The following is a 15,268-nucleotide window of genomic DNA, read 5'->3' on the forward strand; positions in this document are numbered from 1 at the left end:
TGTCGCGGGATGGAGCAGCCCGGTAGCTCGTCAGGCTCATAACCTGAAGGTCGCAGGTTCAAATCCTGCTCCCGCAACCAATCTTCTAAGTATAATATCAAACACTTAGCCTCGCACAACGCGGGGCTTTCTACGTTGTGCTTTGGGCGCTGGAAGCACTGTGGAAGCAAACGGAGCGGAATTGCGGGTGTGGTGAACGCGCAACAGTGATCGCTACCTCAAATCATCGAAAATGGGTGCGACACTAACCTGGCAATGGTCGGAAGCTGAGGGTTTCTGGCTCATCGTAACCGCCAAGGAGTGGAGATGAGAAAGAAACCCGGAACCAAGCAGAGCCACGGTCAGAAGGTCGTAAAAGACTTTCGTCGTGCGACCCGCAAACAGTACTCCGCAGAAGAGAAGATCAGGATTGTGCTGGACGGCCTAAAAGGCGAGGACAGCATTGCAGAGCTGTGCCGTCGTGAGGGCATCGCGCAGAGCCTTTATTACAGCTGGTCCAAGGAATTCCTGGAAGCCGGCAAGAAACGTCTGGCAGGCGACACGGTGCCCGTCTAATGATTTCAACGCATTTGGAAGCGGAAATAATTTGGGGCACTTGCCCGGGGTCTCCTTCTAAACAGATTGTTTATTCCCACATAAGTTACGGATTCCATACTACCCGCCGCACCGGTTCGCTGTGAATATGTCCCTAACGGAAAACTTTGAACCGAGGAGCCATATTGTTGCTACGTAAAATCTTCGTAGGCAGCTGCGAAAAATCTGAGTCTCGCCATCACAAAGCGAATAAAATGACCGCTTTTAAGGCACTAATTTTATCCTCAAAGGTAGAACGTCGGATTGTGGTTGCTGTGGTCGCACTGGCCAGTTTCTGGTGTTTGCTCCCTCACCAAAAGGTCTGGGCTGATGAAGGTGAAGTGACAGCAACTCGTCACTGTCTTCAAATGAGCATAGATGAAAGTTCATTCTGGGACCATGAGGATACAAGAAACTACGTCCAGCAGATGCTTCACGAAAACTATGAAAAATTTGGATTCATGGACTGGGACTGCATCGTTGACGAATTCGAAAGCCTAAGTGACAACACATACGTCAAACGTGCCGACAGCCCAGTAACGGAAGGCAGGTTTACTTATCAATTTACGGTAGATAGATCGAATAACATCGTAATTGCTTTGTTGGCGATTGGGCCCGGCAAATCAAAAGGCAAGTTCACAGCAGTTTTGAGCTTTTTCCCAAATGGACAAGTGGCTTTAATTCAGAGTGATGGAAAACGAGAATGGCTGAAATTCGAATAGAAGCAAGCACGGCAGAAACTTCAGGGGAAGAAATTGAATCTGATCACTTGTATTGGGTTTTTGTAGACGTAATCGGCAAGAGTAAGTAACCCGCGCGGGAGCGACTAGTTCATTCCCACCTTTCGGAGACATCGTCGTGCAAAACGGAATATATCTAAATTAATCCCTTGATGCGCGGCCTGTTGCGGGTCGTGAACGCTATGGAAGTCGAATTCTAGACTTTAACGGACGAGATGCTGTAGCCGTATGGGAATCCATGAAGAGAACAGCGGCGTTAATACACTCCGCCGGAATCACATATAAAATACCACCTCAGCGGAGACCGCACCCAGCAGAACCGTGAAAATGCACGTCGTTTCATGTGCTCTGTCGCGATTGAGCTTGCCTTAAAACTGCCGCTGGCTGGTTAGAAATTTGGGTAAGTTCGCGACCAATTCGCTGGCAACCCGGCCGATTTATCCATCTCGACCGGGGCCAGAGACATTTATAGGCACTCAGCCAGGGTCTTTGCCATATTGCGGATGACCTGAGGATACAGCGTCACACCAAGCTCTAGCTCAGAACCAAGCGGGTCTATCACACCGGTTTTCGCTTGGGTGCCATCCAGTACGACGTCGACAATTCCAGAGTTGAACTGCGGCTCTGCCAGGACACAATCAATACCCTCGTCCTTGATACGGGCCTGAATTTCCCCAATGCGGGCCGGGCTTGGGTCGGCCGCGTCGCCAATCGAGATTGCGCCCGCCGCCGGGAAGTCAAACGCATCCTCGAAATACTGATAGGCGTCGTGGAAGACGATGAAGCTGCCGCCGCGGACGGGATCAAGTGTCTCGGCTATTTCGGCAGACAGCGCCGCCATTTCCTCGCGCGCAGCTGCGGCGTTGGCAAAATAGGCGCCGGCGTTGTCCGGGTCTGCGGAAGACAGTTGCGCCGCGATCACGTTCAGCCAGGTTTCTGCGTTTGCCGGAGACAGCCAGGCATGGGGATCATGGTCGCCGTGCGCATGACCTTCATGATCGTCATGCCCGTCGTGGTCAGCATGGTCTTCGTGATCATCATGGTCGTGATCGTCCGCATGCTCTTCGTCATGCCCATGATCGTCATGGTCCTTGTCTTCGGCATGCTCATCGTGTCCATGCTCGTCGTCATGTGCATGTTCACCGTCTTCGGCATGCTCTTCCGCATGGTCGTGATCGTCATGATCGTCGTGGTCGTCATGATCCCCGTGATCATGCGCTTCGAACAGGGCGTTTTCCCGGAATTCCAAAAGAACCGTGCCGTCCGCTTCAAGAAGCGTGGTAACCGTCGCGCCGTCAGCCAGCGTGTCCATCGCACCTTCCATCCACGGGGTAAGGTCTTCGCCAATCCAGAAAACAAGATCAGCCTCTTGCAACGCTGCAGCTTCTGAGGGGCGGAGGTTGTATTCGTGTGGGGACGCACCCGGTTGAATTACCAGATCTGGTGTGCCAACACCCTCCATCACGCGGGCCACCAGTGAGTGAACTGGTGCAATGTCGACCGCTACATTCGGTACATCCGCCATGGCCGTTCCGCCCATCAAGACTGCGGTAATGGATAGTGGAAGAAGCTTTCTGGACATCAGACCCTCTGTGTGATTTTATAACATTTACGAGCGGCATACATGATATGGAATAACATGACAAGTGAGACGCGCCCCATCCCGGTCGATGAAGCGGCCCCAGTTGGATTCCGGAAACATGACCACGAGACTTGCGTAGAAACTGCGCTGGCTACGGCTGACGCGCGGTGCAAAGAGGAAGGTCTGCGTCTGACCCCTGTACGGCGCAAAGTTCTTGAGATGCTGTTGCAGGAACACCGGGCTTTGGGCGCCTACGCCATTCTTGATCGATTGCGGGAAGAGGGGTTTGGTTCCCAGCCTCCTGTGGCTTATCGTGCGCTCGACTTCCTTGTTCAGAATGGGTTCGTCCACAAGATTGAACGGTTGAACGCGTTTGTCGCCTGCTCTCACCCAGGTGCCGCGCATTCGCCTGCCTTCATGATCTGCAGAAAATGTGACGCGGTGGCCGAGGCGCAATCCACCCCGGCCAAGGGCGTATTGGGTGCGGCTGCGCGTGCAGCGGGTTTTGAGATTGAACGAACGGTTGTAGAAGCCGAGGGAATCTGCCCAGACTGCACCAAGAAGGCGTAGACATGACCCTGATCAACGTTGAAAACCTCAGCGTCCGCTACGGTGCCAATACCATTTTGCGTCATGTAGACATGGCAATTGAGCCGGGCGAGATCGTCACGATTGTGGGTCCAAACGGATCGGGCAAGACCAGCCTTTTGCGGGCTGTCATTGGCGCGATCAAGCCGTGTGCAGGTCTGGTATCGCTGAAGCCGGGTCTGAAAATTGGATATGTTCCGCAAAAGCTGCATATCGACCCGACCCTGCCGATCTCTGTCGAAAGATTTATGCGCCTGACCGATCGCGTGTCTCGAAGACAATGCGTCGAAGCGCTGGAATCTGCCGGTGTTCCTGACTTGTTGAAACGACAGATGTCGCAGCTCTCTGGTGGTCAATTCCAGAGAGTGTTGCTGGCGCGGGCGTTGATCAATCGCCCTGATGTTTTGCTCTTGGACGAAGCGACCCAGGGGCTCGACCAGCCCGGCTCAGCAGCGTTTTATCGTCAAATCGAACAGGTGCGGCGTGAAACCGGCTGCGCTATTTTGATGATCAGCCATGAACTGCATGTGGTCATGAGCGCCTCGGACAGAGTTATCTGCCTGAACGGGCACGTCTGTTGCGAGGGGTCCCCCGCCGTTGTGGCGTCGGCCCCGGAATATCGTGCCTTGTTCGGAACAGGCACCGGCGGAGCGCTGGCGCTTTACCGACATGATCACGACCACGATCACGACCACCATGATCATTCTCAGGAAGCAGCAGAATAATGCTTGATGACTTTATGACGCGCGCAACACTTGCGGGCATTGGCGTTGCATTTGCTGCGGCACCCCTTGGATGTTTTGTGGTTTGGCGTCGCATGGCCTATTTCGGGGACGCCACCGCACACGCCGCTATCCTTGGTGTCGCACTGTCACTGACGTTTCAGATGTCCGTCTTTACAGGTGCCCTGGCTGTTGCGCTGGTCATGGCACTGACGGTGACGCTGTTGGCCAGGCGTGGTTACGCGATGGACACGTTGTTAGGGGTGCTGGCGCATTCTGCGCTTGCCTTCGGTCTTGTCGCAGTTTCGTTTCTGTCTGGTGTGCGCATCGACCTGATGGCGTATCTCTTTGGCGACATTCTTGCAGTGTCGCGCGGCGATCTGATTGTGATCTGGGGCGGTGCGGCACTTGTCGCGGGGTTGATTGCGTGGCGCTGGTCCCAACTTTTGACGGCGACGTTGAATGAAGAATTAGCTTATTCCAGCGGTTTTGACCCTAAGCGCGAACAGTTGATCCTGACGGTGTCGCTTGCCGTTACGGTGGCGGTGGCGATCAAGGTTGTGGGCGTACTGCTGATCGCTGCGTTGCTGATCATTCCGGCAGCTGCTGCACGCAGTTTGGCCAGATCTCCGGAAGCGATGGCGTTGATTGCTGCCGCAATTGGGGCATTTTCGGCCGTTGCCGGGCTGAGGGCCGCATACCTGTTTGATACGCCTGCTGGACCTTCTATCGTCTGTGTGGCGGCTGTTCTATTTGCGTTTTTCAGTTTGATCGGGTGGCAAACTCGGCGCACCTAAGCGTGAGCTAGATCACGCTAACTCTGCCGACAAACGGCGCGTCAGGACCGTATTTTCATTGATACCGATGCATTTGCAACCGGCGCCGTCTGCGCGGCCTGCCTCGACAGGCCCGAACGCAGATTCCTGACCGGAAATTAGCAGAGGTCCACGTTAGCGCGCGTTGAAGGTTTAGCTTCCCTTTTCTGACTGATTCACAGCTAGTCCTTGCCACGGTAAAGCGCTTTTAATAGGACTTTTCCCAATTAGATCAGAATTCGAGCTTATCATGTTGATTACTCCCGTTCTCCTGTGCGGAGGGTCTGGCACGCGTCTTTGGCCGTTGTCCCGGAAAAGCTACCCCAAACAATTTGTGCCGCTTGTTGGTGAGGAAACTCTGTTTCAAGCCTCTGCGCGGCGGCTGTCGGGCAGGACGCAGGCATTGGAGTTTGCAGCACCTGTAGTTCTGACCAATTCGGATTTTCGATTCATCGTCGTGGAACAGCTGCAAGCCGTCGGTATTGATCCCGGCGCAATTCTGATCGAGCCCGAGGGACGCAACACTGCGCCTGCAATTCTGGCGGCCTCTCTGCGTGCTGTGGCTGAAGACCCGGATGCCGTACTTCTAGTTGCCCCATCGGATCACGTCGTTCCGGACGTGACCGCATTTAAGGCGACGGTCGCCCGCGGGTTAGAGGCCGTGGCCCAAGGTCAGATGGTGACATTTGGGATCACTCCGTCGCACCCGGAAACCGCCTATGGTTATCTTGAACTGACAACTCCGGCTGGCACAGATGGCGCGCCCGTTCCGTTGAAGCAGTTTGTCGAAAAACCGGACTTGGCCCGTGCGACCGAAATGCTGGCGGCTGGAAATTTCAAGTGGAATGCAGGGATTTTCCTGTTCCGCGCCGCGGACATGATTGCCGCATTCCGAGCCCACGCGCCCGATTTGATCGCACCGGTCGAAGCGGCGGTAAAGACGGCGTCCCCGGATCTGGGATTCTTACGCCTGAACCCCGAACCTTGGGCACAGGCCGAAGATATCTCGATTGACTATGCGGTAATGGAAAAAGCAACGAACCTGTCCGTTGTTCCGTTTGATGCGGCCTGGTCCGACCTGGGCGGCTGGGACGCGGTCTGGCGCGAAAGCGGGCCGGATGCCGATGGTGTGGTGACCAGCGGATGCGCGACGGCGATCGATTGCCATGATTCGCTCTTACGCTCGGATAGTGATCAGGTGGAGCTGGTTGGGATTGGCCTGGAAAACATCATCGCCGTGGCGATGAATGACGCGGTTCTTGTGGCGGATTCCAACCGGGCGCAGGATGTCAAGAAAGCAGTTACTGCGCTGAAAGCAAAGGGCGTTTCTCAGGCTACCGATTTCCCCAAGGATCACCGTCCGTGGGGATGGTTCGAAAGCCTTGTGGTTGGTGACCGGTTTCAGGTGAAGCGAATTCATGTTCACCCTGGCGCATCGTTAAGCCTTCAGAGCCACGTGCATCGATCCGAACACTGGATCGTGGTTGAGGGTACGGCCCGTGTAACCATTGATGACCGTCAGCAATTGGTCACGGAAAACCAGTCGGTCTACATTCCTGTTGGGGCTACGCATCGCATGGAAAACCCCGGCAAGGTTCCGATGGTTTTGATTGAAGTTCAGACCGGCACGTATTTGGGTGAAGATGATATAGTTCGGTACGAAGACAAATACGCACGCGGTCAGGGTGCCAAGGGTTAATCTTGCACACGCTTCCGGCGTTGGTTTTTTGAGCCCCCTTTTTGGGGGGCTTTGTTTTCTAACGTTTAGTCTGCTTGGAACAGGTCTCGGGTAAAGACTTTTTCGCTGACATCCCTGATTTCGTCGGAAAGCCGGTTGGCGATAATCAGGTCGGCTTTTTGTTTGAAGGTTTCCAGGTCGCTGATCACCGGGGAATGGAAGAAGTGGTCTTCATCTAGCACCGGTTCATAGACAATGACCTGAACCCCTTTTGCCTTGATCCGTTTCATGATGCCCTGGATTGAACTTTGGCGGAAATTGTCGCTGCCCTCTTTCATGACCAGGCGGTAGATGCCGACAGTTTTTGGACCTTTCATCAGGATCTGATCGCTGAGAAAATCCTTGCGGGTCCGGTTCGCGTCGACGATAGCGCGGATCAGGTTTTGGGGGACATGGTTGTAGTTGGCCAGCAGTTGCTTGGTGTCTTTCGGCAGGCAGTAGCCACCATATCCGAAGGATGGGTTGTTGTAGTGCGCGCCGATCCGGGGATCGAGGCTGACGCCTTCAATGATCTGGCGGGGATCCATGCCACCGGCCAGGGAATAGCTGTCAAGTTCGTTGAAGAAAGCCACCCGCATGGCAAGGTAGGTATTGGCGAATAGCTTGATGGCTTCGGTCTCGTCCGCGTCAGTGAACAGAATGGGAACATCTTTGTCGAGGGCTCCTTCCAGCAGCAGGTCGGCAAAGACCTTTGCCCGGTCCGAGCGTTCTCCGACGATGATCCGGCTGGGGTGGAGGTTGTCGTACAGCGCCTGCCCTTCGCGCAGGAACTCTGGCGAGAAGATGACATTGTTGGTCCCGAAACGCGTGCGCGCGTCGGTTACGAAGCCAACGGGGATGGTTGATTTAATCACGATGACAGCGTCGGGGTTCAGCGCGGTGGTTTGTTCGATCACCGCGTCGACCGAGCTGGTGTCGAAGTAGTTGCTGCGGGGATCGTAGTTGGTCGGGGTTGCCACGATCACGAAATCGGCGTCGCGGAAAGCGGTTTCCGCATCGGTTGTGGCGCTCAGGTTGAGTGTACGGTTGGCCAGGAACTCCTCGATCTCGGCATCCTGGATCGGGCTTTGGCGCTGGTTGATCAGGGCAACGCGTTCCGCTGAAATATCCAGGGCGACCACTTCGTGATTTTGTGCCAACAGCACCGCGTTGGACAATCCCACATACCCGATCCCGGCAATCGCAATCTTCATATTTTAATTCCTTGTGTCTTTGGCCTGTGCAGCCCGGGTGACCATAACCGTGTTTTTGCGGCCTGATAAGCATTTGGGCGACAATTCGACATCTGTCTGATCAGATTGAACATGTTCGGTTCAGTTCACGGCGGCATTGACTGGTTTTGTTATAGGCGAGGGTGTGATTTGGCTGATTGTACGCCCCATAGCGTGACAAGGCGTTCTGCGATGATGATGTGGTTGTTGCGCAGTTCCAACCCCGCGGCAAGGGAGAGTTGCGCGGCACGCGGCACGTTAACTTCGAAGGCGCAACCGTGACGATCATTTTGCTCAGAATATCGCTGGTCCATTGCAAGGAGTGGGCGATGCGACCGGTGTTGTTTTGTACCCTATAGATGCCGGTGGAGCTTTCGGCCCGGCCACAGCAAACTTTCCGCCGTTTTGTGTGGCGATAGACGTGCCAATGACAGATCGTACAGACATGGTCAGTGCGGATGTGTCTGCATTGCGCTGGTGCCGGGTCCGGTCTTCCTGATGGCCCACTACATCTTCTTGATCATCGTGCTTGTCGTCTCAACGCTGTCGGCGGATTATCTGAGTGGGTTTCTTACCTTCAGTTCGCAAATCAACAATAGGAGCTTCCATGTTCGATTTGATCGTCAAAAATGCCACTCTGCCCGACGGCCAGACTGGTGTTGATATCGCCTGTTCCGACGGCCAGATCGTCGCTGTCGAAGCCGGGATTGCTGCTGAAGCAGAGGAGGTGATCGACGCTGAGCGGCAGTTGGTCTCGCCGCCCTTTGTCGACCCGCATTTCCATATGGATGCGACCCTATCACTGGGAAATCCGCGCATGAATGTGTCGGGCACGCTGTTGGAAGGAATCGCACTGTGGGGGGAATTGAAACCAATCCAGGCGGTGGATGACATCGCCGCCCGCGCTTTGCGATACTGTGAGTTGGCCGTGGCCAAGGGCATCGGTGCGATCCGCAGTCATGTGGACACTTGCGATGACGAACTGAAGGGCGTGCAAGCCCTGTTGCAGGTGCGGGATCAGGTGAAGGATTATCTTGATCTGCAACTGGTGGCCTTCCCGCAGGATGGTGTGTTGCGCGACCCCACCGCAATGCAAAACACCATTCGCGCGCTGGATATGGGTGTGGATGTCGTAGGGGGTATCCCGCATTTCGAACGCACCATAGCTGATGGGGCCGAATCTGTGCGCGTGCTGTGTGAAATCGCGGCGGAACGCGGCTTGATGGTCGATATGCACTGCGACGAAAGCGACGATCCACATAGCCGCCATATCGAAACGCTGGCCTATGAAACCCAGCGTTTGGGTCTGAATGGGCGGGTTGCGGGCTCGCATTTGACCTCGATGTATTCGATGGACAACTACTACGTCTCCAAACTGATCCCACTGATGGTCGAGGCCGGGGTACATGCGATTCCGAACCCTTTGATCAACATCATGCTGCAGGGTCGGCACGACACCTATCCCAAACGCCGGGGTCAAACCCGTGTACGTGAACTGCGCGATGCCGGGATCACCGTGGGCTTCGGCTCGGATTGCATGATGGACCCGTGGTATTCGCTGGGGAAGGCCGACATGCTGGATGTGGCCTTTATTGGCTTACATGTGGGACAACTGTCCAGCCGCGCCGATATGGCGTGGTGTTTTGATGCGGTGACTGAAAACTCGGCCCGGATCATGGGTTTGGAAGGTTATGGCGTGGCCAAAGGCTGTGCTGCGAATTTCGTGCTGTTGCAGGCCACCGACCGGATTGAGGCAATCCGGCTGCGGGCCCACCGGTTGGCTGTAGTGCGCAAAGGGCGCGTGATCGCTCGATCAAGCCCGGTTACCTATGACCTGTCATTGCCAAATGGCCTGAAAACGCTGGACGAGGCGGGGGCGCCGTTTGTCTGAAATCTGTTTCGCGCGGTCCAACTTGACCTTGGGTCGCCTGATCTAGGCACAATCTGTTGTTGCAACCATCAAAATGATCTGGATGATCAAATTTACCACGGTCGCGGAAAGCGGCCAGCCGTCGCAAAGATGGCGCTAACAATAAACGGGGAGAATAAAATGATCCTAAGAAACCTGATGATTGCCGCCAGCGCCACCGCGTTGATGGCAGCTGGCGCGTCTGCCGAAACACTGCGCTGGGCGCGGGCGGGAGACTCGCTGACGCTGGACCCACATGCGCAGAACGAAGGCCCGACCTCGGCGCTGGCGCACCAGATCATGGAAACGCTGGTGATGCGTGACCATTCCGGCGCGCTTGTGCCGTCGCTGGCCACCGAATGGGCGCCCTCTGAGGCCAACCCGAATGTCTGGGTGTTCAAGCTGCGCGAAGGTGTAACTTTCCACGACGGGGCCGAGTTTGACAGCGAAGATGTCGTGTTCTCGCTGAACCGCGCGATGACGCCGGACTCGGACTACAAGGAGTTGCTGGCCTCGGTGAAAGAGGTGCGCGCGCCGGACAAATACACGGTCGAGATCGAGACCGATGGTCCGAACCCGATCATGCCGAACAACCTGACCAATATGTTCATGATGGACAAGGGCTGGGCCGAGGCAAACAACGCCGTGAAGGTGCAGGACTATGAAGGTGGTGAAGACACGTTTGCGGCCAAGAACGCAAATGGCACTGGCCCCTACAAGCTGGTCAGCCGCGAACCGGATGTGAAAACTGTTCTGGCGGCCTATGATGGCTATTGGGGCAAGGATGAGTTCCCGCTGGCGGTGACCGAGATCATCTATACCCCGATCCAGAACGCAGCCACCCGTGTGGCCGCTCTGTTGTCCGGTGAGGTTGATTTCATTCAGGATGTGCCGGTGCAAGACCTTGAGCGTGTTGCCGGTGCCGATGGTTTGGACGTACGCACCGCGCCGCAGAACCGGGTGATCTTCTTTGGTTTGAACATGGGCGATGCGGATCTGGCTAATGACAATGTCGACGGCAAGAACCCCTTGTCGGATGTCCGCGTGCGTCAGGCCATGTCCAAGGCGATCAACCGCGATGCGATTAAGCAGGTCGTGATGCGCGGCCAGTCGGCCCCGGCGGGCATGATTGCGCCGCCTTTTGTGAACGGTTGGGATGAGGGTATGGATAGCTCCTCGACCACCGATATCGAAGGTGCCAAGGCGCTGATGGCCGAGGCGGGTTACCCGGATGGCTTCACCATCCAGCTTGATTGCCCGAATGACCGCTACATCAACGATGAGGCGATCTGTCAGGCCGCTGTCGGCATGCTGGCGCAGATCGGGATCACCGTAAATCTGGATGCCAAACCCAAGGCGCAGCACTTCCCGCTGATCAACAATCTGGAAACCGATTTCTACATGCTGGGCTGGGGTGTTCCGACATATGACTCGGAATACATCTTCAACTTCCTGGCGCACACCAAAGGTGAGAAATACGGTTCGTGGAACGGCACCCGCTACAGCAACCCGGAACTGGACGCCAAGATCGTAGCGCTGGCCTCGGAAACCAACCTGCCCGAGCGTGACAAGCAGATTGCTGAAATCTGGCAAGTGGTTCAGGACGAACAGCTGTATATCCCGATCCACCACCAGGTGCTGAACTGGGGCATGAAATCCAACGTGGGGACTGTGGTCGAGCCTGAAGACTCGCCCAAGATCAAGTACTTCACGCTGAACTAAGTCTGAAACGTCAGTGACTTGGCAGGGCGTGATCACCGCGCCCTGCCTTTTGCGTTATCCTGCAACACCGCCCTTTTGCGGGTCACTCAGGGAGATTTCGCCATGATCCTCAAACACAGCGCCATTGGGCTGGCTTTGCTGGTTGCCACCAGCGCGCAGGCAGCCGAATTCAAATGGGCCTCAACCACTGATCCGCAGACGATGGACCCGCATGCGGTCAACTCGGCCCCGGTTCTGGGATTCCTCAATAACGTCTACGAAGGGTTGGTTCGCCGGGACAAGGACATGCAGGTCGAACCGGCGCTAGCGGTCAGTTGGGAACCCATCGGTGATGGCGAGGGTTGGCGGTTTAACCTGCGTGAAGGCGTGACCTTCCATGACGGCAGCACATTCGATGCGCAGGACGTGCTGTTTAGCTATCAACGCGCCTCGGGCGAGGCGGCGGATACCCGCAGCTGGTTTGCGCCGATCAGCGAGGTGAAGGTCGTCGACGATTATACAGTTGATTTCATGACCACGGCACCAAACCCGCTGTTCCCGTCTTCGATCGCCAACTGGATGATCATGGATCAGGGCTGGACCGAGGCGAGTGACGCGGTTGTGCCTGACAAGGAAACCGGCAACTTTGCCACGCTGAACGCAAACGGCACGGGTGCGTTCAAAGTCACCGCGCGCGAGCCCGGTCTACGTACCGTTCTGGAGCCCTTTGACGGCTGGTGGGGCGAGCCTGAGCACAACATCACCAGCGCCGAGTTTACGCCGATCCAGAACCCGGCCACTGCCGTCGCTGCGCTGCTGTCCGGCGATGTCGACATGATCAACCCTGTGCCGATTCAGGACGTCGCGCGCCTGCAACAGCAGGACGATGTTGAGGTGATCCAAGGCATCGAGGCGCGCGTGATTATGCTGGGCTTCGATCATCAGGCCGAGGCATTGAAATACACCGATGATGCGGGCAAACCCAACCCGTTCCGTGACCCGCGCGTCCGCAAGGCAGTCGCGCAAGCGGTGAATGTTGATGCTATTCTGGCCACCATCATGCGCGGCAACGCCGAGGCGGCCTCGCAACTGGTCAGCCCCGCCATGAGTGGCTATTCCGCGGCCAATGCTGACCGACCAGCCTTTGATATTGAGGCCGCCAAGGCCCTGCTGTCTGAGGCAGGTTATGCCGATGGCTTTTCCTTTGGTCTGAAATGCCCGAACGACCGTTACCTGAATGATGAAGCCGTCTGTCAGGCCGTCGTCTCGATGCTGGCCCAAATCGGGATCACGGCGGAATTGGATGCCATGCCTGTCCGCAATTATTGGCCCGAGCTGCGCGAGGACAACTACGACATGTACCTGCTGGGCTGGAGCCCAGGTACCTTTGACGCCGAACACCCGGTGCGGTTCCTGGTGGCCACCCCGAACGAGGAAAAAAAGCTGGGCAGCTGGAATTTCGGCGGTTTCTCGAACGCGCGGGTGGATGAGCTGTTGCCGATGATCCAATCCGAACTGGATCAGGCCAAACGGCAAGCCATGCTGGATGAGGTCGCGCGGATCATTCAGGACGAACAGGTCTATGTGCCCATGTATGTGCAGCCGCTGCTTTGGGGTACGCGCAGCAATGTGGAACTGACCCAGCGGCCGGACAACTTCTTTCTTCTGCGCTGGGTGACCGTGAACTGATCCACGCCTGTCAGCTTATCTTGACCACTTGGTCAAAACCGGCCTAGGAAGACCGATCAACGAGGGAAACGAATGTTCGCATATATCGTCCGAAGGATGTTCCAATCCGTGATCGTGCTGCTGGTCGTGGGTCTGGTGGCCTTTTCCATGTTCCGCTTTGTCGGTGACCCGATTGACAACATGCTGGGGCAGGAACGCACACAAGCCGACATTGATCGACTGCGCACCGAGCTTGGCTTGGATCAGCCCTTTCCGGTCCAGTATTTCAAGTTTCTGCAAGGCGCGGTGCAGGGCAATTTTGGTGTCTCGTACCGTCAGGGTCGCCCGGTCTCGACCATCCTGATCGAGCGCGCGCCGGCAACGTTGGAACTGGCCTTTGTTTCGGGCTTTCTGGCAATCACATTGGGCATCGCGCTGGGCGTGTTTACGGCGATCCGACGACAAGGGGTGGCAGCGAACGTCATCATGACCGTGTCCCTGATCGGGGTGTCCTTGCCCACGTTCTTAATAGGGATACTCCTGATCTATATCTTCTCGGTCGAACTGGACCTCCTGCCCAGCTTTGGGAGGGGCGAGACCGTTATGATTGGCAATTGGTCCACGGGGTTCCTGACCGCCTCGGGCCTCAAGGCGCTGATCCTGCCCGCGATCACTTTGGGTCTGTATCAGATGACGCTGATCATGCGGCTGGTGCGATCGGAAATGCTTGAGGTGATGCGCGCCGACTATGTCCGCTTTGCCCGCGCCCGAGGGTTGTCGGACCGGGTGATCAACTTCCGCCATGCGTTAAAGAACACGCTGGTGCCGGTGATTACGATCACGGGTCTGCAACTGGGCTCGATCATCGCTTTTGCCATCATCACCGAGACGGTGTTTCAGTGGCCGGGCGTCGGTTTGCTGTTCATCAATGCAATCCAGTTCGTCGATATCCCCGTCATGGCCGCTTACCTGATGCTGATCTCGGTCATGTTCGTGACGATCAACCTGATCGTCGATCTACTCTACTATGCTATTGACCCGCGCCTGCGTGTCGACGCGAGGGCCACATGACCGATACCATCGAAACCCCGAAACCCGCGCCACAGTCGCGTTTCGCCAAATTCTGGGACAGCGATTTCGCGTGGTCATTCCGGCATTCCCCGGTGGCCGTTGTCGCTTCGCTAGTGGTGGTGATCCTTGTGCTGGCGGCGATTTTTGCGCCGCTGATTGCGCCCTATAACCCGTTTGACCCGGCCACGCTGAACCTGATGAACGGGTTTACTCCGCCGGGTACCCCGAACGCGTTCACGCAAGATACCTTTTTGCTGGGCACGGACGATCAGGGGCGGGATGTGTTCTCGACCATCCTCTACGGCATGCGCATTTCCCTGTTTGTTGGTGTGTCTGCGGTGCTGCTGGCGATGATCATCGGCGTGATCCTTGGCCTGATGGCGGCCTATTTCGGAGGATGGATCGAGACCGTGATCATGCGGATTGCTGACGTGCAGCTGACCTTCCCGGCCATTCTGGTTGCCATGCTGATCTTTGGCATCGCCAAGGGTGTGACCCCGCCCGAATACCGCAATGAAATGGCGATCTATGTGCTGATCGTCGCTATCGCCCTGTCTGACTGGGTACAGTTTGCCCGCGTGGTGCGTGGCGCGGCACTGGTGGAAAAGAACAAGGAATATGTGCAGGCCGCGCGCCTGATCGGTCGCGGATCTATCCCGATCATGTTCCGCCACATCCTGCCTAACGTTCTCAGCCCGGTTCTTGTGATTGCCACCATTTCGCTGGCGCTGGCGATCATTGCTGAGGCGACGCTCAGTTTTCTTGGTGTCGGAGCACCTCCGACCCAACCCTCGTTGGGGACGCTGATCCGTATCGGGCAAGGCTTCCTGTTCTCGGGTGAGTGGTGGATTCTGTTCTTCCCGGCCTGCACCCTTCTGGCGCTGGCCCTGTCTGTGAACCTGCTGGGCGACTGGCTGCGCGATGCGCTGAACCCCAAGCTGCGGTGATTT

General features: G+C 56.4%; 12 protein-coding genes, 1 tRNA gene and 1 pseudogene. 12 read left to right on the forward strand and 2 right to left on the reverse strand.

Annotated features, from left to right (window positions below; all coding sequences use genetic code 11):
• The first annotated feature begins 3 nt into the window (after nucleotides 1-3).
• From ACR0LN_RS22115 to ACR0LN_RS22125, 3 genes and pseudogenes are all read left to right on the forward strand, one after another.
• Nucleotides 4-80 (forward strand) — tRNA-Met (locus tag ACR0LN_RS22115).
• A 226-nt stretch (nucleotides 81-306) separates the two neighbouring features.
• Nucleotides 307-543 (forward strand): annotated as a pseudogene (locus tag ACR0LN_RS22120) (transposase); the annotation flags it as partial.
• Nucleotides 544-722: 179 nt separating this feature from the next.
• A complete protein-coding gene (locus ACR0LN_RS22125) occupies nucleotides 723-1,295 on the forward strand; it encodes a hypothetical protein (protein ID WP_480432766.1) in 573 nt (190 codons plus the stop codon).
• A 484-nt stretch (nucleotides 1,296-1,779) separates the two neighbouring features.
• On the opposite strand, the gene ACR0LN_RS22130 is transcribed toward ACR0LN_RS22125, so the two are convergent.
• Nucleotides 1,780-2,895 (reverse strand): zinc ABC transporter substrate-binding protein, encoded by a 1,116-nt coding sequence (locus ACR0LN_RS22130; protein ID WP_480432768.1) that lies wholly within the window; start codon nucleotides 2,893-2,895, stop codon nucleotides 1,780-1,782.
• Between the two features lie 57 nt (nucleotides 2,896-2,952).
• On the opposite strand from ACR0LN_RS22130, the gene ACR0LN_RS22135 reads away from it, so the two are divergent.
• From ACR0LN_RS22135 to ACR0LN_RS22150, 4 genes are all read left to right on the forward strand, one after another.
• On the forward strand, nucleotides 2,953-3,465 hold the full coding sequence (locus ACR0LN_RS22135; RefSeq protein ID WP_480432770.1) for a Fur family transcriptional regulator: 513 nt from the start codon (nucleotides 2,953-2,955) through the stop codon (nucleotides 3,463-3,465).
• 2 nt (nucleotides 3,466-3,467) lie between these two features.
• Nucleotides 3,468-4,208: a metal ABC transporter ATP-binding protein gene (locus tag ACR0LN_RS22140; RefSeq protein ID WP_480432772.1), complete on the forward strand. Its 741-nt coding sequence runs from the start codon at nucleotides 3,468-3,470 to the stop codon at nucleotides 4,206-4,208.
• Nucleotides 4,208-5,002 carry an iron chelate uptake ABC transporter family permease subunit gene (locus ACR0LN_RS22145; protein ID WP_480432773.1) on the forward strand — a complete coding sequence of 265 codons (795 nt, stop codon included), beginning with the start codon at nucleotides 4,208-4,210 and terminating at the stop codon, nucleotides 5,000-5,002. Before ACR0LN_RS22140 ends, ACR0LN_RS22145 begins: the two co-directional genes overlap by 1 nt.
• A gap of 268 nt (nucleotides 5,003-5,270) precedes the next feature.
• Nucleotides 5,271-6,719 (forward strand): mannose-1-phosphate guanylyltransferase/mannose-6-phosphate isomerase, encoded by a 1,449-nt coding sequence (locus tag ACR0LN_RS22150; protein ID WP_480432775.1) that lies wholly within the window; start codon nucleotides 5,271-5,273, stop codon nucleotides 6,717-6,719.
• Between the two features lie 65 nt (nucleotides 6,720-6,784).
• Here the strand turns inward: ACR0LN_RS22150 and ACR0LN_RS22155 are convergent, their stop codons facing one another.
• On the reverse strand, nucleotides 6,785-7,951 hold the full coding sequence (locus ACR0LN_RS22155; RefSeq protein ID WP_480432777.1) for a nucleotide sugar dehydrogenase: 1,167 nt from the start codon (nucleotides 7,949-7,951) through the stop codon (nucleotides 6,785-6,787).
• Between the two features lie 625 nt (nucleotides 7,952-8,576).
• On the opposite strand from ACR0LN_RS22155, the gene ACR0LN_RS22160 reads away from it, so the two are divergent.
• From ACR0LN_RS22160 to ACR0LN_RS22180, 5 genes are all read left to right on the forward strand, one after another.
• Entirely contained in the window at nucleotides 8,577-9,860 is a 1,284-nt protein-coding gene (locus tag ACR0LN_RS22160) for an amidohydrolase family protein (RefSeq protein WP_480432779.1), read from the forward strand.
• Nucleotides 9,861-10,019: 159 nt separating this feature from the next.
• Nucleotides 10,020-11,600 (forward strand): ABC transporter substrate-binding protein, encoded by a 1,581-nt coding sequence (locus tag ACR0LN_RS22165; RefSeq protein WP_480432780.1) that lies wholly within the window; start codon nucleotides 10,020-10,022, stop codon nucleotides 11,598-11,600.
• Nucleotides 11,601-11,702: 102 nt separating this feature from the next.
• The gene (locus tag ACR0LN_RS22170; RefSeq protein WP_480432782.1) at nucleotides 11,703-13,268 is read left to right on the forward strand and encodes an ABC transporter substrate-binding protein; all 1,566 of its coding nucleotides are present in this window, start codon (nucleotides 11,703-11,705) and stop codon (nucleotides 13,266-13,268) included.
• A 72-nt stretch (nucleotides 13,269-13,340) separates the two neighbouring features.
• The gene (locus ACR0LN_RS22175) at nucleotides 13,341-14,318 is read left to right on the forward strand and encodes an ABC transporter permease (RefSeq protein WP_480432784.1); all 978 of its coding nucleotides are present in this window, start codon (nucleotides 13,341-13,343) and stop codon (nucleotides 14,316-14,318) included.
• Nucleotides 14,315-15,265: an ABC transporter permease gene (locus ACR0LN_RS22180; RefSeq protein ID WP_480432786.1), complete on the forward strand. Its 951-nt coding sequence runs from the start codon at nucleotides 14,315-14,317 to the stop codon at nucleotides 15,263-15,265. Before ACR0LN_RS22175 ends, ACR0LN_RS22180 begins: the two co-directional genes overlap by 4 nt.
• The last annotated feature ends 3 nt before the right edge of the window (nucleotides 15,266-15,268 follow it).

Source organism: Ruegeria sp. AA6 (assembly GCF_056542865.1).